Annotated in this window: 25 protein-coding genes and 3 tRNA genes; all 28 read right to left on the bottom strand. The window is 49.4% G+C overall.

All coding sequences use genetic code 11. The features are described 5' to 3' along the window. Positions 1-73, bottom strand: a tRNA-Glu gene (locus AC8GFK_RS02200). A gap of 57 nt (positions 74-130) precedes the next feature. Then, positions 131-202: transfer RNA gene (locus tag AC8GFK_RS02195), tRNA-Gln, on the bottom strand. 51 nt (positions 203-253) lie between these two features. Beyond that, positions 254-1,717: a glutamate--tRNA ligase gene (gene gltX, locus AC8GFK_RS02190; RefSeq protein WP_506625557.1), complete on the bottom strand. Its 1,464-nt coding sequence runs from the start codon at positions 1,715-1,717 to the stop codon at positions 254-256. Further along, on the bottom strand, positions 1,714-2,502 hold the full coding sequence (locus AC8GFK_RS02185; protein ID WP_506625556.1) for a fumarylacetoacetate hydrolase family protein: 789 nt from the start codon (positions 2,500-2,502) through the stop codon (positions 1,714-1,716). The genes gltX and AC8GFK_RS02185 overlap by 4 nt, the downstream gene beginning before the upstream one ends. 32 nt (positions 2,503-2,534) lie before the next feature. Further along, the gene (locus AC8GFK_RS02180; protein WP_506625555.1) at positions 2,535-2,846 is read right to left on the bottom strand and encodes a cytidine deaminase-like protein; all 312 of its coding nucleotides are present in this window, start codon (positions 2,844-2,846) and stop codon (positions 2,535-2,537) included. Beyond that, on the bottom strand, positions 2,839-3,702 hold the full coding sequence (locus AC8GFK_RS02175; protein ID WP_223298464.1) for a hemolysin family protein: 864 nt from the start codon (positions 3,700-3,702) through the stop codon (positions 2,839-2,841). The genes AC8GFK_RS02180 and AC8GFK_RS02175 overlap by 8 nt, the downstream gene beginning before the upstream one ends. A gap of 13 nt (positions 3,703-3,715) precedes the next feature. After that, entirely contained in the window at positions 3,716-4,165 is a 450-nt protein-coding gene (ybeY, locus tag AC8GFK_RS02170; RefSeq protein ID WP_506625554.1) for an rRNA maturation RNase YbeY, read from the bottom strand. A 9-nt stretch (positions 4,166-4,174) separates the two neighbouring features. Continuing rightward, positions 4,175-5,158 carry a PhoH family protein gene (locus tag AC8GFK_RS02165; protein WP_095673291.1) on the bottom strand — a complete coding sequence of 328 codons (984 nt, stop codon included), beginning with the start codon at positions 5,156-5,158 and terminating at the stop codon, positions 4,175-4,177. A 32-nt stretch (positions 5,159-5,190) separates the two neighbouring features. Further along, positions 5,191-5,907, bottom strand: coding sequence for a 16S rRNA (uracil(1498)-N(3))-methyltransferase (locus AC8GFK_RS02160; protein WP_506625553.1), 717 nt, complete (start codon positions 5,905-5,907; stop codon positions 5,191-5,193). Beyond that, a complete protein-coding gene (dnaJ, locus tag AC8GFK_RS02155) occupies positions 5,907-7,025 on the bottom strand; it encodes a molecular chaperone DnaJ (RefSeq protein ID WP_506625552.1) in 1,119 nt (372 codons plus the stop codon). The genes AC8GFK_RS02160 and dnaJ overlap by 1 nt, the downstream gene beginning before the upstream one ends. After that, positions 7,022-7,750, bottom strand: coding sequence for an HrcA family transcriptional regulator (locus tag AC8GFK_RS02150; protein WP_506625551.1), 729 nt, complete (start codon positions 7,748-7,750; stop codon positions 7,022-7,024). The genes dnaJ and AC8GFK_RS02150 overlap by 4 nt, the downstream gene beginning before the upstream one ends. Positions 7,751-7,776: 26 nt before the next feature. Continuing rightward, on the bottom strand, positions 7,777-8,895 hold the full coding sequence (hemW, locus tag AC8GFK_RS02145) for a radical SAM family heme chaperone HemW (protein ID WP_506625550.1): 1,119 nt from the start codon (positions 8,893-8,895) through the stop codon (positions 7,777-7,779). 6 nt (positions 8,896-8,901) lie between these two features. Continuing rightward, positions 8,902-10,782 (bottom strand): translation elongation factor 4, encoded by a 1,881-nt coding sequence (gene lepA, locus AC8GFK_RS02140; protein ID WP_506625549.1) that lies wholly within the window; start codon positions 10,780-10,782, stop codon positions 8,902-8,904. Between the two features lie 47 nt (positions 10,783-10,829). Beyond that, positions 10,830-11,099 carry a 30S ribosomal protein S20 gene (gene rpsT, locus AC8GFK_RS02135; protein WP_017955201.1) on the bottom strand — a complete coding sequence of 90 codons (270 nt, stop codon included), beginning with the start codon at positions 11,097-11,099 and terminating at the stop codon, positions 10,830-10,832. Positions 11,100-11,203: 104 nt separating this feature from the next. After that, entirely contained in the window at positions 11,204-12,154 is a 951-nt protein-coding gene (gene holA / locus AC8GFK_RS02130) for a DNA polymerase III subunit delta (protein ID WP_506625548.1), read from the bottom strand. Positions 12,155-12,169: 15 nt separating this feature from the next. Then, the gene (locus tag AC8GFK_RS02125) at positions 12,170-14,119 is read right to left on the bottom strand and encodes a ComEC/Rec2 family competence protein (protein WP_506625547.1); all 1,950 of its coding nucleotides are present in this window, start codon (positions 14,117-14,119) and stop codon (positions 12,170-12,172) included. Between the two features lie 170 nt (positions 14,120-14,289). Continuing rightward, the gene (locus AC8GFK_RS02120) at positions 14,290-14,901 is read right to left on the bottom strand and encodes a ComEA family DNA-binding protein (RefSeq protein WP_506625546.1); all 612 of its coding nucleotides are present in this window, start codon (positions 14,899-14,901) and stop codon (positions 14,290-14,292) included. A gap of 57 nt (positions 14,902-14,958) precedes the next feature. Beyond that, the gene (gene leuS, locus AC8GFK_RS02115; RefSeq protein WP_506625545.1) at positions 14,959-17,430 is read right to left on the bottom strand and encodes a leucine--tRNA ligase; all 2,472 of its coding nucleotides are present in this window, start codon (positions 17,428-17,430) and stop codon (positions 14,959-14,961) included. A 1-nt stretch (position 17,431) separates the two neighbouring features. Then, positions 17,432-17,504, bottom strand: a tRNA-Ala gene (locus AC8GFK_RS02110). A 34-nt stretch (positions 17,505-17,538) separates the two neighbouring features. Continuing rightward, positions 17,539-18,198, bottom strand: a complete 660-nt coding sequence (locus tag AC8GFK_RS02105; protein WP_506625544.1) for a histidine phosphatase family protein — start codon at positions 18,196-18,198, stop codon at positions 17,539-17,541. Continuing rightward, entirely contained in the window at positions 18,191-18,565 is a 375-nt protein-coding gene (rsfS, locus tag AC8GFK_RS02100) for a ribosome silencing factor (RefSeq protein WP_506625543.1), read from the bottom strand. Before rsfS ends, AC8GFK_RS02105 begins: the two co-directional genes overlap by 8 nt. Then, a complete protein-coding gene (gene nadD / locus AC8GFK_RS02095; RefSeq protein ID WP_506625542.1) occupies positions 18,552-19,103 on the bottom strand; it encodes a nicotinate (nicotinamide) nucleotide adenylyltransferase in 552 nt (183 codons plus the stop codon). Before nadD ends, rsfS begins: the two co-directional genes overlap by 14 nt. A 6-nt stretch (positions 19,104-19,109) precedes the next feature. Further along, positions 19,110-19,232, bottom strand: a complete 123-nt coding sequence (locus tag AC8GFK_RS02090; protein ID WP_506625541.1) for a hypothetical protein — start codon at positions 19,230-19,232, stop codon at positions 19,110-19,112. Between the two features lie 12 nt (positions 19,233-19,244). After that, positions 19,245-21,266 (bottom strand): NAD-dependent DNA ligase LigA, encoded by a 2,022-nt coding sequence (gene ligA, locus AC8GFK_RS02085; protein WP_506625540.1) that lies wholly within the window; start codon positions 21,264-21,266, stop codon positions 19,245-19,247. Beyond that, entirely contained in the window at positions 21,263-22,336 is a 1,074-nt protein-coding gene (gene mnmA / locus AC8GFK_RS02080) for a tRNA 2-thiouridine(34) synthase MnmA (RefSeq protein ID WP_506625539.1), read from the bottom strand. The genes ligA and mnmA overlap by 4 nt, the downstream gene beginning before the upstream one ends. After that, positions 22,333-23,475 (bottom strand): cysteine desulfurase family protein, encoded by a 1,143-nt coding sequence (locus tag AC8GFK_RS02075; protein WP_506625538.1) that lies wholly within the window; start codon positions 23,473-23,475, stop codon positions 22,333-22,335. Before AC8GFK_RS02075 ends, mnmA begins: the two co-directional genes overlap by 4 nt. A 30-nt stretch (positions 23,476-23,505) precedes the next feature. Beyond that, a complete protein-coding gene (locus tag AC8GFK_RS02070) occupies positions 23,506-24,456 on the bottom strand; it encodes an electron transfer flavoprotein subunit alpha/FixB family protein (RefSeq protein WP_506625537.1) in 951 nt (316 codons plus the stop codon). Further along, positions 24,453-25,235, bottom strand: coding sequence for an electron transfer flavoprotein subunit beta/FixA family protein (locus AC8GFK_RS02065; protein ID WP_506625536.1), 783 nt, complete (start codon positions 25,233-25,235; stop codon positions 24,453-24,455). The genes AC8GFK_RS02070 and AC8GFK_RS02065 overlap by 4 nt, the downstream gene beginning before the upstream one ends. Positions 25,236-25,306: the final 71 nt, after the last annotated feature.

Here is a 25,306-nt window from a genome sequence, read left to right as displayed (position 1 = left end):
TAGCCCCGAAGGGATTCGAACCCTCGTAGCTGACTTGAGAAGCCAGAGTCCTAGGCCGCTAGACGACGGGGCCGTGCCAAAAAATAACTAGGACAAACATATGAAGTTGTAGGTACTGCTTTGTACTGCGCTGGGGTACCAGGACTCGAACCTAGACTTACTGAACCAGAATCAGCAGGGCTGCCAATTACCCCATACCCCACTATTTAAAGCTTTGCGCTTGGCGGCGCGAGGTTGAAGTTTACCCCAAAAATTAGAGGGCGAGAGCCTGCGTAATTCGGGCTAGGCAAGCCTCTTTCCCGAGCAACTCCATAGATTCAAAGAGCGGCGGAGAAATAGTGCTGCCGGTTGTTGCAATACGCAGAGCGGTAAATGCAATGCGTGGCTTGAGGCCCAGTTCTTCAATCAGAGATGCGCGAAGCACTGCCTCGATTGATTCGTGGTTCCACGTTGCAACGCCTTCAAGATCTGCAAGTGAGCGCTTCAAAATATCTTTAGCTGCAGCATCGGAAATCTTTGAAACTGCATCGCCATCGACTGCAAACTTTTCAACGAAGAGGAACTTAAGAAGCTGTGGAGCCTCATCTAACTTTACGATGCGCTCTTGGATAAGAGGCAGAGCCTTCTTCACCAATTCGATTTCAGCATCGGTGCCAGTGATAACGCCGGCCTTGATCAGGAATGGCATCGTCCAAGTAGCGAACTCTTCAAGGCTGAGGGCACGAATCTTGTCGCCATTGATTGCTTCAAGCTTCTTCATATCAAAACGTGCTGGAGATGAGTGAACCTTCTCGACGGTAAAGAGCTCTGTGAGTTCCTTCATCGAAATGTTTTCGCGGTCATCCCCTGGTGACCAACCAAGAAGTGCGAGGTAGTTACAGATTGCCTCAGGCAAGTAACCCTGTTCGCGATACCAAGCAATTGAAACTTCACCATTGCGCTTAGAAAGCTTGGCGTTGTCCTGACCCATAACGAACGGCAAGTGAGCAAAGACTGGGTAATCCTCAATCTTTACGCCCATCGCCTGATAAACGCGGATCTGGCGAGGAGTTGATGAGAGCAAATCTTCTCCGCGAAGCACGTGGGTAACGCCCATCAAGATGTCATCGACTGCAACAGCGAGCGTGTACAGAGGTGAACCATCTGCGCGCACAAGTACGAAGTCAGGAACAAACTTGTGATCGAAGGTGACATCTCCACGGATCTCATCGGTAAATGTTGTTGTGCCATCAGGCATACGCATACGCACTACGCCTTCGCGTCCTTGCGCCTTAAAAGCAGCGATTTGATCTGCTGTTAGGTCGCGGCAATGTCCGTTATAACCAGGTGCCACATTTGCTTTGCGTTGTTCTTCGCGCACTGCTTCAAGTTCTTCAGGTGAGCAATAGCAATAGTAGGCATCGCCTTGATCAAGGAACTTCTGTGCCCATTCGGCATAAATTCCAAGACGCTGTGACTGTAGGTAAGGACCGTTATCGCCACCGACTTCTGGACCCTCATCCCATTGCAGTCCGAGCCACTTTAAAGTGTCGATTGCTGCCTGAATATATTCATCGGTTACGCGAGTGGTATCGGTATCTTCGATACGGAAAAGGAAAGTTCCACCTGTGTGGCGTGCATAAGCCCAATCAAAGAGTGCGGTGCGGATATTTCCAACGTGTAAGTCACCTGTTGGAGATGGCGCAAAACGTACCTTTACCTTTTTAGCAGTTGTCATGGACGAGCGCTCACCTTATTAGTTAGTTGGCCAAGGCCTTCGATGGATATAGCAATAGTTGATTTCTCAGGCATTGGACCAATTCCTGCGGGTGTTCCGGTGATGATGACATCGCCTGGAAGAAGTGTCATTACCTGTGTAACGAAGTGGACGATATCTTCGACTTTAAAGATCATGTCGGAAAGCTTGGCATCTTGCTTGATTTCACCATTAAGAGTTGTGGTGATGCGCTGTGTGCCGGGTACGAATTCTGTTTCAATCCATGGGCCTAGTGGGCAGAAAGTATCGAATGACTTTGCACGCATCCACTGTCCATCGCGCTTCTGAAGTTCGCGAGAAGTAACGTCATTTGCCATGGTGTATCCGAAGATCACATCTTTCACGCGCTCTTTAGGAACTTCTTTGCAGACGCGACCAATAACGATGGCAAGCTCTGCTTCGTAATCAATTGTTGGCGCCATTGCCGGCCAGACGATTGTGTCGCTAGGGCCAATCACTGCAGTATTTGGCTTCAAGAAGATGATCGGTTCGTCAGGAACAACGCCGCCCATTTCAGCTGCGTGGTCTGCATAGTTTTTGCCGACTGCAACAATCTTTGAGCGAGGAATAACTGGCGCTAAGAGGCGTACTTTGGTGAGTTCGACCTTTGCCGCTGTCTTCTGGATGCCGTGATAGATCGGATCGCCAGAGATAATCGAGATTTGGTTATCTTCTTCGAGGATTCCAAAGAGCGGGTCGGTACCTAGGCCAGCATCTGGCTGAGGAGTAAAACGAACTACGCGCATTGGGCAATCTTATCTTTAAGGGGTAAATAAGGCTAAAGCGCGCTTTCGGTGCCGTTCGAATCGATAAAGAAGATAGTTGCAGTGGGAGCGAAATCCTTAATCGCCTTGATATTTGCAGGCTGTGATCCTGTTGCGACAACGCTCTCGATACCAGTGATTCCTGATGCAAGTGCAACAGTCAGAACTGCTTCGAAGGCATCAAGGTTAAGCGATGGTGAAGTCACATTGATTGCAACATAGGTGCGTCCAGTGTTATCGCGCAGTGCTGCAGCTTGTTGTGCGCCGCTACGAACAAGAGTTGAGGTCGCAAGAGTTACCAGCTTTGTATCTTCTGGATTATTCATGCTCATCAATCTCCTTCTCTGGGCGCTCAATAATAACTGAGCTAATACGGCGACGGCGACCTACAGGACGTTCAGAGGTGATCGACCATCCCTGCAAATCAATTGTCGAACCTGCAATTGGAACGCGGCCCAACTTTTCTGCCATATAACCACCAATAGTGTCTACATCTTCAAATTCGTGGCGGTCGATATCAATCTTGAGTTCATCGGCCAAATCTTCAACGTGCATCGTCGCCTTGGCGCGTGCCTTCTTCTCGCTGATCCAAGTGAACGCTTCAACGCCATCATCGTATTCATCGGCGATCTCGCCCACGATTTCTTCAATAATATCTTCGATAGTGATGATGCCGGCAGTTCCACCGTACTCATCAACAACGATGGCAAGGTGAATCTGATCGCGCTGCATCTCTTTCAAGAGCTCGGCAGCTTCTTTATTTTCGGGGACAAAGACGGCAGGGCGTGTGTGCTGCTCAACCTTTTCAGTTGTCTCAGCTTCGTGGTGATCCAATGCGCGCTTTGCTAAATCTTTTACATAGGTAATTCCGATGATGTTATCGATACCTGTGCCGACAACTGGGATACGGGAATAGCCAGAACGTAGCGCTAGTGAAAGAGCTTGACGTAGAGTCTTATCGCTTTCAATCCAGACCATATCGATACGCGGAACCATGAGTTCGCGCACCAGGGTGTCACCGAGCTCGAATACGTTGTGAATCATCTCGTGTTCATCAGATTCGACAAGCCCACGTGTGTGAGCGCGATCCATCAGATCACGGAGCTCTTCTTCATCAGATAAAAGTCCCCAGGCGAAGCCTTTAAATGCCAGGTTGATCTTCTTAATTATATTTTTCTTCACCCTAAATCTACTTTCATATTGTGTCAGTCGCAGCGAGCGACCACTCCTTCACAATCTTCTCTTGCAACGCGAACATGACTTTCTCTTCGTCAGGATATGCGTGGTCATAGCCCAAGATATGGAGCAAGCCATGTGTAGCAAGTATGTAGATTTCATGTTCGACGCTATGGCCAGCATCCTGTGCCTGCTTTGCAGCAACTGCAGGAGCAATGACGATATCGCCGAGCGTTACCGCTTCGCCCTTTTCTTCTGGCATATCCATAGGGAAAGAAAGAACATCTGTAGGACCAGCTTCATCCATCCACTTAATGTGAAGCTCTTCCATCTCTGTAACATCAACAAAGGTAAGCGAGATTTCGCACTCAGGGTTGAGCTCCATGTACTCAATGCCGTAATTGATAAGTGAGTGCATCTGAGTTTCTGGCACCAAAGCGCCAGAGCGATTTACTAATTCAACCGTCATATATATGAATTACGAGTTACGAATCGGACGCGGAACCGATTTGGTTGCATCATATGAGTCGTAGGCCTTGACGATATCGCCGATCAGACGGTGACGGACTACGTCATCTGCTGTCAGCTCCATAAATGAAATGTCATCAACGCCATCGAGGATGTCGCGAATAATGGCAAGACCTGAACGCTGTCCATTAGGTAGGTCGTTCTGGGTGACATCGCCAGTAATAACCATCTTTGAACCAAAGCCAAGGCGAGTTAAGAACATCTTCATCTGCTCAGGTGTGGTGTTCTGCGCTTCATCCAAGATGATGAATGCATCGTTAAGTGTGCGACCACGCATAAAGGCAAGGGGCGCTACTTCAATAACGCCAGTCTGCATCAAACGTGGAATTGCTTCGACATCGATCATGTCGTGCAGAGCATCAAAGAGTGGGCGTAGATATGGGTCGATCTTCTCGTTCAGTGTTCCTGGCAAGAAGCCCAACTTCTCGCCTGCTTCGACAGCTGGACGAGACAAGATAATGCGATTGACCTTCTTCGCTTGCAGGGCAGCAACAGCCTTAGCCATTGCAAGGTAGGTCTTACCTGTACCAGCTGGACCTATACCGAAAGTGATTGTGTTCTCTTCAATGGCATCGACATAGAGCTTCTGGTTTGCAGTCTTGGGACGAATCGTGCGACCGCGGTTAGAGACAATATTGAGTGAGAGAACTTCAGCTGGATGTTGAGCTGGTTCTGCTTCAAGCATCGCAATGCTGCGTGTGACTGCATCCGTTGTAAGCACCTGACCTGAGCGAATCACAAGCATCATCTCGTGGATCAACTTCTCCATGGCGATGCAATCGATATGTGGACCGCGCAGAGTGATTTCGTTGCCGCGGACTGTGACGTTGACTGATGGGAATGCTGCTTCGATGGCCAACATATTTGCATCATTGATACCGACGAGTGAAACCATCGGGATTGCGGGCGGCACGGTGATTAAGAGGCGTTCCATATAACTGAAAATCTATCGGTATTGAGGTGAAATCACCACACGGAAAGGGCGGTGTTGACCGCAGATAAAGCAGCTAAACCGGCATGTGCTGAGCGCAAAACCGGGCGTCCCATCAGGGCAACCTTGGCGCCAGCTGCTGCAAAGGTGTCGACCTCTTCATCGGTTAGGCCACCTTCAGGTCCGATGATGATGGCAACCTTCTTGCAACCAGGAACAACAAGTTCTGAGACCTTTATAGTCGCTGATTCGTGGAAGACAATCGCTAAATCTGCTTGCGCAATCTGATCAACAACTGCGTTCGTTGCAGCTACACCGATCACTTCAGGGATACGAAAACGTCGTGACTGCTTAGAAGCTTCGCGCGCAGTTGTTTGAAGCTTTTCAATCTTGTCATCAGATTTTCCGATACTACGAGCAGCCTTCCACATGACGATGCGATCGGCGCCACCTTCAGTGCACATCTCAATACTTTCCTTGATGCGATCGCCTTTAGGAATAGCTTGAATAACGGTGAAGTGCGTATCAAGTGGATCTTGGTGACCTGTCTCAAGAACCTTTACCTGCATAGATTTCTTAGCAACAGTAAGTACCTGCACTTGCGCCCATGAACCATTTCCATCGGAGAGATTAAAGATGGTGCCAGTGCTCATGCGTAATACACGGATAGCGTGGTTGGCATCTTCATTATCGAATTCGTAAGTGGCACCAACTGTGGTTGGCAGATCTTCAACGAAGAACAAGGTCAGCATTAGCGACCGAAGGCATCTCTGAATTTAGTGAAGAGACCTTCTCTGTGGCCCTTAATCTTTACATCGCCATCTTTTTCACCACGAGATGAGGCAAATTCCTTGAGCAACTTCTCTTGATCGCGGCTGAGCTTGTTCGGAGTTGCCACATCAACGTGCACAATCAAATCTCCGCGGTGTGTAGTGCGAAGGCGAGTCATGCCCTTGCCCTTAACCGGAATCGTTGTTCCGCTCTGAGTTCCGGCCTTGATATCGACCTTTACTGGGCCATCAAGGCATTCAACGTGAACTGTTGTGCCCAGAGCTGCTGCTGCAAATGAAACTTCAATTGCCACGTGCAAGTTATCGCCATCGCGCAGCAAGAATTCATGTTCTGCTTCAACGATTTCAACGTACAAATCTCCTGCTGGTCCCCCGCCTTGTCCGACTTCACCGCGTCCAGCCAACTGAATACGGTTACCGGTTTCAACGCCAGCAGGGACTTTAATGTTGATTGTCTGGCGTGCGCGTACGCGTCCATCGCCACCACATTCGCGACAAGGATCGGTAATAACGCTTCCATAACCAGAACAGTTATTACATGGACGAGAAGTCATTACCTGACCAAGGAATGACTTCTGAACAAATTGAGTTTCTCCCCGGCCTTTACAGACAGGACACATAGAAGGCGCTGTGTTGTTTGCTGTTCCTTGTCCTTCGCACTTCTGGCAGACAACTGCTGATTCCAAAGTAATGTCGCGTTCAGTTCCGAAGCATGCTTCGTTGAGGTCTACTTCAAGGCGAATGAGTGCATCTTGTCCTTGGCGCATACGTGGACGTGGTCCGCGATTTCCACCGCCACCAAAGAATGCATCCATGATGTCGCTAAATCCACCGCCGCCAAAGCCACCGCCGAATCCCCCACCAAATCCACCTTGGCCGCCCATGTCATATTGCTGACGCTTCTGTGGGTCAGACAAGGTGTCATAGGCAGCAGTAACTTCTTTAAATTTATTCTGCACTTCTGGATCTGGGTTTACATCTGGGTGAAGTTCGCGCGCAATCTTGCGATACGCCTTCTTGATGTCATCGGCTGTCGCAGTGCGATCAAGGCCCAATAGGTCGTAGAAATCAGCCATCACTTATTTCCTTCGGTGATGAAGCGACCTACATAGCGAGCAACTGCAGAAACAGCAGCCATAGAACCTGCGTAATCCATGCGTGTTGGCCCAAGGATTCCAAGGGATGCATCAGTGCCATATCCAACTGTGACAAGAGAAGTTGTCTGCAAGCTTGAATCCGGTTGTTCGCTGCCGATAGTCACGTGCACTGTTGAGTGCGCATCGCTAAGCAAGCGAAGCAAAACCACTTGTTCTTCAAGCGCTTCAAGAATAGGAGAAAGGGTGTTTCCAAGATCTTCACCAGATCGAGCAAGGTTTGCAGTTCCGGAAATCGCCATCATCTCGCGACCTTGTGAATCACCAATCTTTGGATACTTCACAACTGCTACCTGCTTGGTGATATCTGCCAATAACTTTGCACTTCTCTTTACGACATCGTCGAGGTCATGCGCACCTTCAAGGAATGTTTCAATCGCGCGACGTTCGGCAGTTGAAAGTGGCTTGACGGCTGAAATTTTGTCTACAAAGAGGCGGTATCCACGATCTGTTGGGATGCGCCCCGCACTTGTATGAGGTTGGGTAATCAAACCTTCTTCTTCAAGAACAGCCATCTCATTGCGAATAGTTGCTGGGCTAATTCCAAGTGCGCGCTTATCGGCAATCGCCTTTGAGCCAACCGGCTCTTGGGTTTCGACATATTCGTCGACAATTGCTCGAAGAATCTCGAGGCGGCGATCAGTGGTCATAGTTTGGCAATCTTAGCGTGCGAGTGCTAACGAAGCATTTCATGCGTGATGCGATCAGCGATAAGGCGCCCCTTAGGAGTAAGCGCTAGTGCGTTCTCCTTCTCTATTACATGGCCGCTCTTGATGTATTCCATGCTTCGCTCATATTGAGCAACGGTAAGAGCTGCCTTCTTCACGCCTTCAGGCATGCGGATAGCGAGCATGATGTATTCAGACTTTTTCTCATCATCGCTCAAAATTTCTGAATCTTTAATCGGTGAAATACCTGCAAAGACCTTTTCCTTATATGCATTTGGGTGCTTCACATTCCAGAAACGCTTCTGGTCAATATGAGAATGCGCGCCAGGTCCTAAGCCCCACCAGTTATTTGATTTCCAGTACGCAATATTGTGGCGACATTGATGTCCTGGCTTTGACCAGTTAGATAGCTCGTACCACTTCAAACCTTTTTGCAAGCATTGCTGATCAACGAGTAAATACATATCTGCCATCAAATCATCATCAGGCATTGTGTATTCACCGCGCTTGATCTGCGCTGCAAGCTTTGTGCCTTCTTCAACAATGAGTGCATAGGCGCTGATGTGATCGATGTTGAGTGAGAGCGCCTCTTTTACTGTGGCTGCCCAATCGCTTAAGGACTCCCCTGGCGCTCCGTAAATAAGATCAACGCTCACAGATTCAAATCCTGCAATGCGCGCCATATCGACAGCCTTGCGAACGTTTTCTGGGTTATGTGTGCGATCTAAGACTTTGAGAACTTCAGGATTCGATGACTGCATTCCGAATGAGATGCGGTTGAAGCCGACCGCAAAGAGTTCGTTGAGCTTCTCTTGTGTGACTGAATCTGGGTTAGCTTCAAGGGTAATTTCGCAATCTTCAGTAACTCCATTGCGCGCCTTGATGGCAGTGATAACGCGACCTAGATCTTTAGGTGGCAAGAGCGATGGAGTTCCGCCACCAAAGAAGATGGTTGGGACTGTCTCTACTGGCGCGGCATCTAGCTCTTTGAGAACGGCATCGATGTAGTCGCCAGAAACGATTTCAAGAGTTGCGCCATCTTGTAGTTCAGAAGGTGTGTAGGTGTTGAAATCACAGTAGCCACAGCGTCGTACGCAATATGGAATATGGACGTAGAACGAGAGCATGACTAACTAGCCTTCGAGCTTGCGGGCTGCTTTAATCTTTTCGATATCGGCATCGGTAGCAAGAGCTGCAACGAAGGCTTCTTGTGGAACTTCAACGCGTCCCACCATCTTCATGCGCTTCTTACCTTCCTTCTGCTTCTCAAGAAGTTTGCGCTTACGAGAGATATCTCCGCCGTAGCACTTAGCAAGAACGTCCTTACGGATCGCGCGGATAGATTCGCGAGCAATGATGCGAGAGCCGATAGCTGCCTGAATAGGAACTTCGAACTGCTGGCGAGGAATGAGCTCGCGTAACTTGCCGGTCATCATGACGCCATATGAGTAAGCCTTGTCGCGGTGAACGATTGCGCTAAAGGCATCGACAGCTTCGCCCTGGAGCAAGATGTCGACCTTTACAAGGTTTCCATCTTCATCGCCCATCTCTTCATAATCAAGAGATGCGTAACCACGTGTACGAGACTTAAGTTGATCGAAGAAGTCGAAGACGATTTCTGCAAGAGGAAGTGTGTAGCGAATTTCAACGCGATCTTCAGAGATGTAATCCATACCCAACATCACGCCACGGCGCTCTTGGCAGAGCTCCATGATGGTTCCGATGAATTCTGAAGGCGCAAGAATCGTTGATTTAACAATCGGCTCTTTCACGCTATTGATCTTGCCGTCAGGAAATTCTGATGGGTTGGTAACAACAAACTCTTTGCCATCTTCCATGGTGACGCGGTAAACCACGTTTGGAGCAGTTGAAATCAAGTTGAGCTTTGCTTCGCGCTCTAGGCGTTCGCGCACGATTTCCATGTGAAGAAGACCAAGGAAGCCGCAACGGAAACCGAAGCCGAGGGCTGCAGAGCTTTCTGGTTCGTAGACGAGTGCTGCATCGTTGAGCTGTAGCTTTTCTAACGCATCGCGAAGTACAGGAAAATCAGCGCCATCAAGTGGGAACAAACCAGAGAAGACCATTGGCTTTGGATCTTTATATCCGCCGAGCGCTTCCTTAGTTGGACGCGCATAGTTGGTGATGGTGTCGCCTACTCGTGATTGGCGAACATCTTTCACGCCAGTAATTAAGTAACCTACTTCGCCAACGCCAAGACCCTTTGATGGAAGCGGTTCTGGGCTAATAACGCCGACTTCAAGAGCCTCGTGCTTAACGCCAGTAGAGAACATCTGAATCTGTTCGCGCGGATTGATGTGGCCATCGATAACTCGAACATAGGTAACAACGCCGCGATATGCATCGTAGACAGAGTCAAAGATCAGTGCGCGGGCAGGTGCATCGGCATCTCCGACAGGAGCTGGAATCTGAGCGATGATCTGATCAAGGAGATCTGCAACGCCATCGCCAGTCTTTCCAGAAACCTTCAGCACATCTTCAACTTTGCAGCCAATAAGCCCGGCAAGTTCTGCCGCAAACTTTTCTGGTTGTGCGTTTGGAAGATCGATCTTGTTAAGTACAGGAATGATGGTGAGGTTGTTCTCCATTGCAAGGTAGAGGTTTGCAAGAGTCTGCGCTTCGATTCCTTGTGCACAGTCAACGAGCAATACAGCGCCTTCGCATGCAGCAAGTGAGCGTGAAACTTCGTAGGTAAAGTCGACGTGGCCAGGTGTATCGATCATGTTCAGGATGTATTCCTGTCCATCAAGACCGCTGCGCCATGGCAGACGAACTGCCTGAGATTTAATAGTGATTCCGCGTTCGCGTTCGATATCCATGCGATCGAGATATTGCGCGCGCATATTGCGTGCTTCGACTACCTCAGTAATTTGGAGCATGCGATCGGCAAGAGTTGATTTGCCGTGATCGATATGGGCGATGATGCAGAAATTGCGAATCTGCGCCGGATTTGTTGAAGCTGGTTGTGGCGCCTTAGCAATGGATATTGCAGGCACTTAAGAGACCGTTACCTTTGAGTTATCTTTAAAGGGTTGGCGAAGAATTAACGAACGCCGGCTTTAGCAGCAGCCTTAGCCATTGAAGACTTCTTATTTGCAGCAGCGTTCTTGTGAATAACGCCCTTTGAAACTGCAACATCGAGAGCCTTTGAAGCTGCACGGAGTTCAGCAGTAGTTGCAGCAGCGTCACCCTTTACGACAGCTTCGCGGAACTTGCGAACAGCAGTCTTGATTGATGATGAGACAGACTTGTTGCGAAGGTATGCCTTCTCGTTTGTCTTAATACGCTTGATCTGCGACTTGATATTTGCCACGTGTATTGCTCCGTCTGTGTGTTTTAGCCAAACCTTGTGATTTGTGCAGACGCGTAGGTTATCAGCGCAGGGGGGTCACCCCAAAATCGAGATTGAGCGGGAAATCAGCGCTGGCCGTGGGCGGCGGTGATGGTTTGGAGGGCTTTTTCCAGCGCGAAGATGGGGTCAGATGAGGCCCCCTTCACATCGGCATCAGCCTTGGCGATCGCCTCAACTGCCGTTGCGATTCCGCGAGGAGTCCAGGATTGAAGCTGACGGCGAGCTTTATCTATCTGCCATGGAGCCATTCCGAGTTGTCCTGCTAATTCAAATGATTTTGTTCCGCGATTTGTTCCGGAAACTTTTGCGAGTGAGCGAAGTGAAGATGCAATTGCAGATGTGACCATGACGGGATCTGTGCCTGTTTCAAGTGCGCTGCGCAAAGTAATGAGTGCGACGGGCAAGTTGCCATCGATAGTTGCATCGGCAACATCGAATCCTGTTGTTTCGATTCGTCCTTGGTGGAATTTATCGACCATCGCTTCATCAATTGCACCTGCGGGCGCATCGAGTGCAATCTGTGAAACAGCTGATTGAAGTTCGCGAAGGTCTGTACCGAGTGCGCCAACCATTGCCTTAATAGCACCTGGTGTTGCTTTGCGTCCTGCATCTTGGAATAAACCTTTAACAAAATCTTCTTTTTCGGATTCTTTCTTAATGGCATCACAGGGAATGATTTCGGGTTTGATCTTCTTGATTGCATCAAGCAGAGCCTTACCTTTGACGCCACCTTTGTGAACGAAAATCACAGTCATGGTGGGATCTGGTTGATCAAGGTAGCGAGTTACTTCGGCCTTGGAATCTTCGGGCAGGTCTTGCAAATCTTTAATGATCAGTGCGCGACGTTCGGAGAAAAGTGATGGAGCAAGGGCATCGGCGATATCGCCCACCTGTGCATCGGATGCGTCGATGGTGGTGGATTCAGCTTTCTCTTCCTTGAGCTGCGCTTGTAACTTTGCCAGCGCGCGATCGGCAAGTGCACCTTCAGAACCCAGGAGCAGATAGAAAGCGTTCATGGTCTGCTCCTTTCATTAGTTCCAGAAGAATAGGCGTCCCCAGCGCTTGCTGCGCTGAATAGATAATCGATGGCGCTCAGCCCGGATAGCAACAGCGCCATCGACATCAGTACGCAATACCTTAGCGTCTAACTGGGTCAAAGCCTCGATAGTGCTGGGTGCGGGATGTCCGTAGCTATTCTCGCTACCGACGCTCACCACTGCAATGGTGGGTGAAAGTTCGCGCAGTAAATCGAAATCTTGGAAGCGCGAACCGTGATGTGCAACTTTATAGATATCAACTTTTCCTATCCGCGATAGGAGCTGCGCCTGCACTGGGGGTTCGATATCACCTGCGGCGAAGAGGGTGAAGTCAGGTGATGTAAATGTTGCAGCGATACTCGAGTTGTTGGGATTGCCGTCGAAGTCACCTTGTTGCGGCCACTTTACATCGATTTCAATGTTATCGATGCGTGCTTTAGCTCCTGCATTGATATTGCCAAACCATGTTGTGCCAACGATGCGGTTCTTCTTTGCTCCCTGCAATCCCCCAACATGATCTGCGTGCACGTGGGTAAGAATGAGTAAGGGAATCTCTTTGATTCCAAGTTGGTGAAGGCATCTATCCATCAGCTGCGGATCTGGGCCAACATCAATAACTATCGCTCGATTATGGTGAAGATTAATCACCATTGAATCTCCTTGCCCCACATCGCAATTAGCTACCTGCCAATCTCCGGCAGGAAAGCGTTGTAACCATGAGATGGAGATGACGAAGATAAGAAGCGCAATAGCGAACTTCTTGCGACCAAAGTAGATAAGCGCCACAACACCTGCTGCAATGGCGAATCCATAGAGACCTGTGCGCAGAGTAAGAACTGGATACTGTGAAATCCACCGCGCCACCCAGACAACCCATGTTGCAAAAGGTTTTACAAGAAATATCAGTGCAGATGAAAGAGGTGGCGAAATAGGTGAAATCAGCGCTGCAATAAATCCAACAATAGTTATAGGTGTGACTGCCGGAGCTGCAAGTACGTTGGCGATGATGCTCATGGGGCTGATGTAGCCAGATATAGCAACTATGACAGGTGTACAGAAGACCATTGCCGCAATCGGTGGCGCCAAGATCTTCGGCTTTATCTTCGGTGCAAGCAGTAATAAGCCAGCGGTGGCAAGAACAGAGAGAGCGAAACCCGGATCTCGTGCTTGAAAAGGATCGGCAATCACAACTGCGCCGATTGCAAAACCGAGAGCCGGCAATGAATCTCGCCCTTGCCTGGTTCCATGTGCAAAGAGCAATACTGCAGCCATTGCTGCTGCACGTAAAACCGAAGGAGATGGGCGGACCAGTGCGATAAATGCAGTCAATGAAATAGCTGTTGCAATCAAACGGTGGTTAACACGACGGAAGAAGAATTGCATTCCCCATAAGACAAAGCTTGAAACGATGGCGAAGTTGGCACCGCTTACTGCAACAAGGTGGGTTAGCCCCGATCTGCGCATATCGTTCTTGAAATCAACGCTCTGTTTACTGACATCGCCGATCACCATTCCGGGAATTAACGCACCGGCGTCCCCTGTGCCAGTTGCACTCCGAAGACCAGAACGAATAGTTGCCAAAGAACGTGCCCACATCGATGGCGGCGTAAGTACCTCAATCTTTTTGCCGACTATCAGAAGGGCAGCAACACGCTTCTCTTTACTGGTCAGAACTTTGGCGCTGACACGAATCTTCTGTCCAGGTAACAAACCCTGAACGTTCTTCGTGGCTGCAATTACTCGCACAGGAATTCGCAGGCGATAGTGATTATCTATTTCTAGCGCCTGCCCAATAAAGCTAAATGATGTGGGCGCAAAGGCGGTGCCCATGATCTTTGGTGCAATCTTTGTGGGATCTGTCGTTACCTGCAGAACCACATCCGTTGTTGAGTTTTGATAGTTATGAATCGCACTTGATTGCAACGCCCCAATGCGTATCGACATAACCGATGCGCCAACTAGGAGCGCGACAATAAGAACGCTAAATCGCCTCTTCTTAATGGTGACCAACGTCAGAAGGAGCGCAACCGCAGAGATTCTCCACGGTGCGCTCCAACTTTGCGTCAGTGCACCAACCCAGACCGCTCCCCCAAGTGCAAGGGCGCGGCTATCGGTTACACGCGCAGCTTCTCTTTGAATTGAGCGAATTTGCTCTGTCCGATACCTGGAACTTTTAAGAGGTCTTCAACTGCACTAAATGGTCCATTTACTTTGCGATAACCAACGATGCGGTTAGCAAGTACCGGACCAATTCCATCGAGTGATTCGAAATCCTTAACAGTTGCCCGATTAATCATGATGGGGCCGTTCTTACGTAATGCAGGGCGAGATGCTGTTCCGCTTCCGCTTGAAGCTGATGGATATACATAGATCTGCTCGCCATCTTTCAGGATGCGCGCCTGATTAATGTCAGATGTATCTGCACCCTTCTTTATTCCGCCGGCAGCTTTTATCGCTTCGACAACGCGTGCATTCAGGGGAAGCGAATACACGCCAGGGTTTACGACAGCGCCGGCAACATCGACCATCAGTGTCTGCAGCGAGATGCTTTCGATCTCAAGAGGTGCGGGAGCGGCAACAACTTCTTGCGATGCGCCGCGCGCGACGAAGAGGCCAGATATCAGAAGTACGAGGCCCGCAATGATTGCGAGGCCACGTTTCTGAAGAGATGAATAGTGGAGAGTGCCCCACCAATTATGTAATTGATCTAGATATTTATTGTCCATCCGCGGATGGTGCTAGAAGTTGCGCAGCGTATTGCGCGAAAAGGTGCGGGCTGTTGATTACAGAACGATATTGACGAGCTTTGGCGCGCGAGCAATAACCTTCTTAGGAGTCGCACCGTTGAGTTCAGCGACAATCGAAGGAAGAGCAAGGGCTGCAGCTTCGAAATCAGCATCTGAAATCGTTGGAGAAACGCTCATGCGATCTTTAATCTTGCCGTTGATCTGAATAACAGCTTCGACTTCATCATCCACAAGGAGCGCTGGATCTACCGCAGGCCAACCAGCAGTTGCGATAGCAGGCTTGTGGCCAAGGCGCTCCCACATCTCTTCGGCGGTAAATGGAGCAACCAGTGACAACATGATCGCTGTTGCTTCCGTTGCTTCACGAACTGCAGGATCTGCAGCTCCACATCCGGAATCGATTGCCTTACGTGTTGCATTGACAAGTTCCATAACGCGAGCAACAGCTACGTTGAAGCGGAAAGATTCGACTGCAAAACCAGCATCATGAAGCGCTTTATGTGTTGCCTTACGTAGTGAAATATCACCAGTGCTGAAATCAACGCCAGGTGCTGATGTGACATCACCTGAAAGACGCCATGCGCGACTTAAGAATTTAACTGAGCCTGATGGAGAAACATCTGACCAATCAACGTCATCTTCAGGTGGGCCTGAGAAGACCATCGAGAGACGAATTGCATCGACGCCGTGGTTTTCAAGTTCATCAGAGAGGCGCACAAGGTTGCCGCGAGATTTCGACATCGCAGAGCCATCCATGACAACCATTCCTTGGTTGAGAAGACGTGTAAATGGCTCGGTGAATGAAAGCATCTTCATGTCATACAAAACCTTGGTGAAGAAGCGTGAATACAAAAGGTGCAAGATTGCGTGGGTTACGCCACCGACATATTGATCAACTGGCAACCAGGTATCAACATCTGCGCGGTTAAATGGCTCGGTTGCATTGGTTGAAGATGGGTAGCGCAGGTAATACCAGGATGAATCGACGAAGGTATCCATGGTGTCGGTATCGCGCATCGCAGGGCCTGCGCACTTTGGACACTTGGTATTGACCCATTCAGTAGCAGCAGCAAGGGGTGATTGACCCTTTGGCTTGAGATCTAGTCCCTTTGCATCAGGCAAGAGCAATGGAAGTTCTGAATCTGGAACAGCTACTTCGCCACACTTATCGCAGTGAACGATAGGAATTGGCGTGCCCCAGTAACGCTGACGAGATACAAGCCAGTCGCGCAAGCGATAGTTACGAGCTGAATTTCCAAGACCATCTGCTTCAAGCTGCTTATTAATTGCAGTGATCGCATCGACCTTTGTTAGACCGTCGAGTGCGCCAGAGTTAATGAGTTTTCCATCGCCAGTCGTGGCAACGCCTGTCTCATTGGGATCTTCTTCGCCAGTTTCAACAACAACGCGGACAGGAAGTCCCATCGCCTTTGCAAAGTCGAGGTCGCGCTGATCGTGAGCGGGAACAGCCATGATTGCGCCAGTTCCGTAATCAGCTAATACGTAATCAGATGCCCAGATAGGTAACTTCTCACCATTAACTGGGTTGATTGCAAAGCGCTTGAGATCAACGCCAGATTTAGGGCGATCTGTTGCAAGGCGATCGATATCAGATGCTGCCTTAATCTTTTCAAGATAAGAAGTGAACTCAGCTTCAACAGGAGTTCCTGCTGCGAGTTCTGCAGCAAGTGCTGAGTCAGCTGCAACGACCATAAATGTTGCACCGTACAAAGTATCGGGACGAGTTGTATAAATAGTTACTGGCTCTGTGCGACCTTCGATAACGAAGTTGACGTTGGCACCTTGTGAGCGACCAATCCAATTGCGCTGCATGAGCAATACTTTTTCAGGCCACTTGCCTTCGAGTTCAGACATGTCATCGAGTAAGCGATCTGCGTAATCAGTGATCTTGAAGTACCACTGGTTGAGCTTCTTCTTTGTAACTGCTGAATCGCAACGTTCGCAGAGACCCGCTACTACCTGTTCGTTAGCCAATACTGTCTGGCAACCTGGACACCAGTTAACTGCAGAGTCCTTGCGGTATGCCAAGCCACGGTCGTGAAGTTTGGTAAAGAGCCACTGGTTCCACTTGTAGTACTCGGGGTCGCATGTATTGAAAACGCGATCCCAGTCGAATGAACATGCGTAGCGACGCATCGAAGCTTTCTGTGTTGCAATGTTTTCGTAGGTCCAGATACGTGGATCTTCATTGCGCTTGATTGCAGCATTTTCTGCCGGCAATCCAAATGCATCCCAACCGATTGGGTGCATAACGTTGAAACCTTTTTGAATCCAGTAACGAGCGATGACATCGCCAAGTGCATATGCCTCGGCGTGACCCATATGAAGATCACCTGATGGGTAAGGGAACATATCGAGTACATACTTCTTTGGGCGTGCATCATCTGCTCGACCAGATTTAAATGGTTCGAGCTTGTCCCAAATAGGCAGCCACTTCTCTTGCACGTATGCAAAGTCGTATGCCGCGTGTTCGCGTTCAGTACTCACGTGGAGATAAGGGGAATCGAACCCCTAACCTCTTCCATGCCATGGAAGCGCGCTACCAATTGCGCCATATCCCCGTCAATGCTTCTAAATATTGATGGAGCGCAGAGTTTAGCGCACGGAGTCGGGTATGACTGCGCCGGATTCTTCGCCGAATACAGGCTCTGGAATAGATCCGGCGTTATGTTCGACCAATAACCAACCCTTTGGAGAATGGTCAAGGATTGACCACTGCGCATTAGAAAGTCCACCGATTCGTGACCAATATGGGATTGGAAGTTCGAGGTAGGAACCAATCACTGTGCGAGATGTTCCGCCATGGGTTGCAACAACGATTCGCTGATTATCTTTTCCAGCAAGTGCATCAGTAATTGCAGCAACTGCTCGTGCTCCAACTTCGCTGCGGCGTTCACCAATTCCGCCAGCAGGATTATCGCCACCAAGAGACCACTCGCGTAGATTGTTGAGATCTACTTTGCGAATCTCATCTCCTGTGAGTCCTTCCCAATTTCCACAATTTGTTTCACGAAGACGGGCATCGGTAATTACTTCAAGTCCAGTTAATTTCACCAGTTCATGTGCGGTGCTTTGGGCGCGCATCAAATCACTTGCAATCAACATCGTTGGGCTCATTGCCGCGATGATTGGCGCTGCATGTGCTGCCTGAAAAAGTCCTACATCGTTGAGCGGAATATCTGTGTGGCCTTGAAATTTATTGGCCACATTCCATTCGGTCTGTCCGTGGCGCCAGAGGATGATCTGGTTAGCCACGTGCTGCTTCCTCTTTAACGATATCGAGCTCAATCTTTGGGCAGTCATTCCATAGGCGATCAAGCATGTAATAACGGCGTAGCTCTGTTGATTGGATATGAACTACGAGATCTGAATAATCAAGAAGTACCCATTCATCAGTTCCTTCACGGCGCAGTGGCTTATCGCCAACTAAACGCAACTGCTCTTCAACTTCATCAGCAATGGTGTCGATGATCTTTGAGTTTGAGGCGGTAACAATAAGGAATACCTCACTGAGCACTGTCTGATCCGAGAGATCGAGTGCAACGAGTTCAGTACCGAATTTATCGACGGCAGCGCGCGCTGCAATCTGTGTGCGTTCGACGCAGGCTTTACTTGCTGGCATAGAGGTTATTCTCCTTAATAAAGGCCGCAACTGCTGCGGGTACTGCATCAGATTTATGTGCACGGATATCGGTTGCAGATACTGCAATCGCATCCACGCTGGTGTTGTGCTCTCCTGGAAATTCTGGCCGATCAATAACGACGAACTCGACCATCTTCTTCAACTCATCGGCACGGTGCCATTGATCAATCTTCTCGTAAGCATCGGTGCCTACGATTAAAACGATGGTGTCGCCTTCGTAGAACTGGGCTACCGCTTCGACAGTGTCGATGGTGTAGCTCGGTCCTTCTCGTAAAACTTCAATCGGATTAACTTCGATGTGCTTCTTAATCTCTGCAGGTAGTTCATTTACTGCCAGCTGGCACATAGTGCGACGTTGTGCGCCAGTTGCATGTGGTTCGTTATCGCGAAGACGCGGTTGCCCTGCTGGAAGAACTAAAAGGTGATCGACAATCTTTCGGGTAATGAGCTCTTGGATGACATGGATATGACCGTTATGAATCGGGTCGAATGTTCCGCCGTAGAGCCCAACGCGCAAAGTGAACTACTTATCTAGACGAAGCGTTACGTACAAAAGTAATACAAAGACACCGAATGCAATGAGTCCGAATGCATAAGGAGGAATCGGAAGTTCGCGGACGGCTTCTTCAGCGTTGAGCATGATCATGAGTGAAGATTACTACTTACCCTCAAGAAGTTCTAAAAAGCGCGCTTCATCGATGATTGTGACGCCTAACTCTTGCGCCTTGGCCAGCTTTGAACCTGGGTCAGTTCCGACCAATACATAATCTGTCTTCTTAGAAACCGATGACGATGGCTTGCCGCCATGCGCAGTAATTGATTCGGCAATCGAATCGCGAGTAAATCCTTCGAGGCCACCGGTTACAACAAAGGTAAGCCCAGCAAGAGTTTGCGGCAGGTCTTCAACCTTTGCATTGACCATGGCAACACCGGCTGCGGTCCACTGCTTGATGATGTTGCGATGCCAATCGATTTCAAACCATTCGACAATCGATTGCGCAATTACTTCACCAACGCCATCGATATCAGCAAGCTCTGCAACAGATGCCTTTGCGATTGCATCCATGCTTCCGAAGTTTGTAGCAAGAGCTTGTGCAGCCGTTGGTCCCACGTGGCGAATAGAGAGCGCGACGATTGTGCGCCACAGTGGACGCACCTTCGCTTCTTCAAGCGCTTCAAGTAACTTCTCGAGGTTCTTGCCCTTAGTGCCATCTTTTTTCGTGAAGAAAGATGACTTCATCAAAGCGCTTTCGGTGAGCGAGAAGATATCTGCCTCATCGGTAATGATCTTGTCCTGCAGCATGGCTACTGCTGCTTCATATCCCAAGACATCGATATCGAGCGCTGCACGAGAGCCGATGTAGTAAATACGTTCGCGCAATTGAGCTGGGCAGCTACGGGTGTTGGGGCAGCGGATATCTACATCGCCTTCAGTGATTGCCCGAAGTTCTGCGCCACATTCAGGACAGTGAGTTGGCATCACAAATGCTTTCTCTTTACCTGTGCGCTTATCAAGAACTGGACCCAATACTTCAGGAATTACATCGCCGGCTTTTCGAATGATGACGGTATCGCCGATCAATACGCCTTTGCGTTCAATCTCTTCTTGGTTGTGCAACGTTGCATTGGTAACTGTGGATCCTGCAACTTTGACGGGCTCCATAAATGCGAATGGAGTCACGCGGCCTGTGCGACCAACACTGACCTTGATGTCGAGCAACTTCGTTGTTACTTCTTCAGGTGGGTACTTATAAGCGATAGCCCACTTAGGAGCGCGCGATGTAAAGCCGAGTTTTTTCTGCTCAGCAATGTCGTCGACCTTGATAACAACGCCATCAATTTCATGTTCGACATCGTGGCGATGAACGTTGTAATTCTCAATAAAATCAAGGACTTCCTTGCGGCTATTGCAGACTTTGAAGCGGTTTGAAGTTGGAAGACCGAGCGCCTTGAGTTGCGCATAAGCATCAGATTGCGAATCAAAGGTGATTCCTTCACTTGCACCGACTCCGTGCACAACAACATCGAGTGCACGAGAAGCTGTGACGCGAGGATCTTTCTGACGCAATGAACCTGCGGCGCAGTTACGAGGATTGGCAAAAAGTGGTTTACCAGCTTCTTCGAGCTCTTCATTAAGTTGGTTAAAGGCAGCAACAGGTAAGAAAACTTCACCGCGTACTTCAATCAGCGATGGAATTTTCTTTCCGGAAAGTGTGTGAGGTAAACCCTTAATGGTCTTTACATTGAGCGTGACATCTTCTCCGGTAACGCCATTGCCACGAGTAAGTGCGCGGGTAAGTTGGCCGTTCTCGTAGAGCAAGTTGATGGCAAGTCCATCGACTTTAAGTTCGCACAAGTAATCAGGGCTTAGGGAATCTTTTTCAACGCGATCAAACCAGGTATTTAGCTCGTCTGAATCAAAGACGTTATCAAGGCTCATCATCTTCTCGATGTGATCATGTTGATCAAAGGTGGTTGCAAATCCCCCGCCTACGCCAAGAGACGGTGAATCTGGTTCAAGAAGTTCAGGATGCTTTGCTTCAAGGGCCTGTAACTCTTTTAATAACTTATCGAAGGCAGCATCTGTGATTGTTGGAGCATCGAGAACGTAATACTTAAATTGGTGATCGCGAATCTCTTGAGTGAGTTCGGTGATGCGATGGCGTGCTGCGTTTGTCATGCGGTCTCGCAGATTGTCGCCGAACCAACGACGCGGTCGCCATCGTAGATAACCATTGCTTGACCTGTTGCAAGGCCCAGTAGAGGTTGATCAAGCTCGGCAACGAGTTGGCCGTTATCCATGTAATAGGTGCAATCGAGTGCGGCGCCATGTGCGCGTACCTGAACAAAGCCGCGTAAAGGTGCGGCGCCTACTTCAGGGCCACAGAAGATTGGGCGTTCACCGCGCATTGAAGTCACAGCGAGATCTTCGCGCGCACCTACGACAACAGTGTTTGAAACAGGTTCAATCTTTAAGACAAAACGTGGTGATCCATCAGCAGTTGGAACTGTGAGACCCAAACCTTTGCGCTGCCCGATTGTGTAGGTGTAGGCACCCTTATGTTCGCCTAACTTATTTCCATCTTGATCAACGATGGGGCCAACTTCGCTACCCATGCGATCGCGCAACCAGCCTGCGTTATCTCCTGATGGAACAAAGCAGATGTCATGGCTATCTGGCTTCTGAGCCACAGCAAGACCGCGAGCTTCTGCCTCTTTACGGATATCTACCTTCTCGGTATCACCAAGAGGAAAGATTGCGCCGTTAATTTGTTCGCGATTAAGTACTGCAAGAACATATGACTGGTCCTTCAGCGGATCTACTGCTCGGTGCAACGTGCGACCTGCATCGCTTTCGCGAGTACGCGCATAGTGCCCGGTGACTACGCCATCGAATCCCATTGCCTTTGCGCGATCTAGAACTGCGGCAAATTTAATCTTTTCATTGCAACGAAGGCATGGGTTAGGTGTGCGCCCTGCTTTGTATTCGCTCATAAAGTTTTCAACGACGCCCTCGTGGAATTCATCAGCCATATCCCAGATATAGAAAGGAATACCGATGACATCTGCAGCGCGACGTGCATCATGTGAATCTTCGATGGTGCAACATCCGCGAGCACCGCTGCGGTACTTCTGAGGATTAGATGACAGCGCTAAGTGCACGCCAATAACTTCATGTCCTGCCTCAACTGCACGCGCTGCAGCAACTGCTGAATCAACGCCACCGCTCATGGCTGCAATGATCTTCACTTTTTACCCACTGCATTGGCCGCTAAACCACGTTCGATTACGGTTGGAAGAACGGAGAGTGCGAAATCAACATCTGCTTGCGTATTGGTGCTGCCGAACGAGAAGCGTAGCGATGATTGCGAAACCACATCAGATAAGCCCATCGCCATCAATACATGGCTAGGGCGATGAACACCTGCTGTGCAAGCAGCACCCGTTGAACAGGAAACTTTCTCTGAATCCATCAGCAGCAAGAGTGAATCACTCTGTGTGCCTGGAAAAGTTATATTTGAAATTCCTGGAAGGCGCCCTGAATTCTTGCCGTTAATGACTGCGTCAGGTCGAGCAGCCATGACACCTGCTTCAAAAGAATCACGCAGTGTGGCAACTATCTTTGCATCATAAAGATTGGCTTCAACTGCAGCAGCAAGTGCCACAATCGATGGAGCGTTCAAGGTACCGCTTCGAATATCGCGCTCTTGTCCCCCGCCGTGTAACAACGCAGGGATTTCAACTGCGCGACGCAAGATCAGTGCACCGATTCCAAGCGGGCCACCAACTTTATGGCCACTAATTGTCATGGCAAAGAGACCCAACTCTTTAAATGAGATTGGCACTTTGGTAAAACTCTGGACGGCATCGCAATGAACTGGGATATCAGCAGCTGCCTTAACAATTTCTGCAATCGGTTGAATAACGCCGGTTTCATTATTGCTGTGCATGACTGAAATCAGCGCAATCTCTGAACCACGCTCTGCGATTGTCTTCTTGAGAAATTCAAGATCAATGACGCCATCGGTATTCACGGGAATCTGAATAAGTTCAGCGCCTTCGTGTTCAGCTAACCAATGTGCAGGATCAAGAACTGCATGGTGTTCGATGCTTGAAACCAGGATGACTTTCTTATCTGTGTGCCAGAACAGACCCTTAATGGCAGCGTTATTGGCTTCGGTACCTGAACCAGTGAAGATAACTTCGCTAGCTAAGCAACCAACGGCCTTTGCAATCTTTTCGCGAGCATCCTCAACATCTTTACGAGTTGAACGTCCTTCAGTGTGCAGTGAAGAAGGGTTACCGAGTTTGCGTAGCGATGAATTCATCGCCTCGATAGCAACGTCGAACATCGGCGTAGTAGCCGCATGGTCGAGATAGACGCTCATTGGAGCAGTCTAGTTCTTACTACGGAAAACCTACTTTCGGGCAGTTACGCCTTCGGTCGCCTTCGGCAGCACGTTGAAGAGGTCGCCGACAACGCCGAAATCTGCGATATCAAAGAGCGGCGCTTCAGGATCTTTATTGACCACAACGATTGTCTTTGAAGTCTGCATTCCTGCGCGGTGTTGGATTGCGCCAGAGATTCCGCATGCGACATAGAGCTGTGGGCTCACTGTCTTTCCAGTTTGGCCGACCTGATGTGAATGTGGATACCAACCAGCATCTGTTGCAGCTCGTGATGCGCCAACTGCTGCACCTAATGAATCTGCAAATGCTTCGACAGGTGCGAAGTTTCCATCTGTTCCGCGTCCGCCTGAGACAACGATATTTGCTTCAGTCAGATCAGGACGCCCGCCCTTAACTGGAGGTTGTGAAGAAGAAATGGTTGCCTTCTTTGCATCAGCACCCACTGCAGCCGTTCCATTTTCAATGGCAGGAGTTGATGCAGAGAAATCTGCTTCAACGCTATTGGGGCGAACAGTGATGATGGCAACGCCATGTGAAACCTTTGAGTGCACAGTTGTTGATCCGCCGAATACCAACTGTGTTGCTGTTGCATCTGCGGCAACATCGACTGCATCTGTGATGATTCCGGATTCAGTCAGCACTGCAACGCGTGCAGCAACTTCCTTGCCGAAAGCATGTGATGCAATCAGTACAGCAGTTGGTGACTTCTCTTTAATTACCTGAGCAAGCCCATCTGCTGATGCCGCAACTCCGTGGGATGCAAAGTCATCTGATTCGATGACAAGAACGTTTGCAATAGGGCCTTGGTTAACAGTTGCAGCAAGTGCTGCGCCTTTTCCGGTGCCGGCAAGAACAACAGCAGTTACTGCGCCAATGCGTGCACCTGCAGTAGCAAGTTCTGCAGTGGTCTTTGTTGCCTTATCGCCTGAAAAATCAGCGAGAATCAATACGTTGCTCATATCAACTTCTTCTCTGCTAGGAAGTTCACGAGGGATTCTCCGCCGTTTCCTTCATCGGTTACTTTGATACCAGCTGCGCGCGGTGGACGCGGTGTTGCATCGTTAACTTGTGACCATGCGCTCTGCACAGAAACTCCAACAGCAGCTAAATCCTTCTGTTCAATAGTCTTCTTCTTCGCAGCCATGATTCCCTTGAAGGATGGGTAGCGAGGTTCGTTGATTTTTTCTACAACGCTAATGACTGCAGGAAATGCGGCAGAGATTTCATCGACGCCAGCTTCGGTAACGCGAGTGATGGAAACTTTTCCGGCAGGATCCACGGTTACCTTTGATGCAAATGTCAGTTGCGCCCAACCAAGGCGAGCGCTGATCATCGCTGGTACAACGCTCATGCGCGCATCCGTTGATTCGGTGCCACAGATAACGAGGTCATATCCGCCATCTGCAATTACCTTTGCAAGGACAGCTGATGTTGCGAGCGCATCCGATCCTGCGAGTGCGCTATCGGAAACCAAGATTGCATCGTTTGCGCCCATGGAAAGTGCCTTACGGACAGCTTCAGTTGCACGTTCTGGCCCCATTGAAATAACAGTGACGGTATGTGCGCCACCTTCTTCATTACCGCCATGAGCTTCTGCGATACGAAGTGCTTCTTCAACGGCATATTCATCGAGGTCGTTAAGAACTGCATCAACGTTCTCGCGATCAAGAACTCCGTTGACCATCTTCTTCTCAGCCCATGAATCGGGAACTTGCTTTACGCACACTGCTATCTTCATGGCGGGTATGTTACTGACCAGTAGCCTTTTTCACAACGATGTCCCGCCTATTTCACGCGGGCAAGGCAAGA

Source organism: Planktophila turicensis (SeqCode), from assembly GCF_965234405.1.
Classification (GTDB): domain Bacteria; phylum Actinomycetota; class Actinomycetes; order Nanopelagicales; family Nanopelagicaceae; genus Planktophila; species Planktophila turicensis.
The sequence above is the reverse complement of the archived record's forward strand: the minus strand, read 5'-3'. Positions and strand labels throughout refer to the sequence as shown.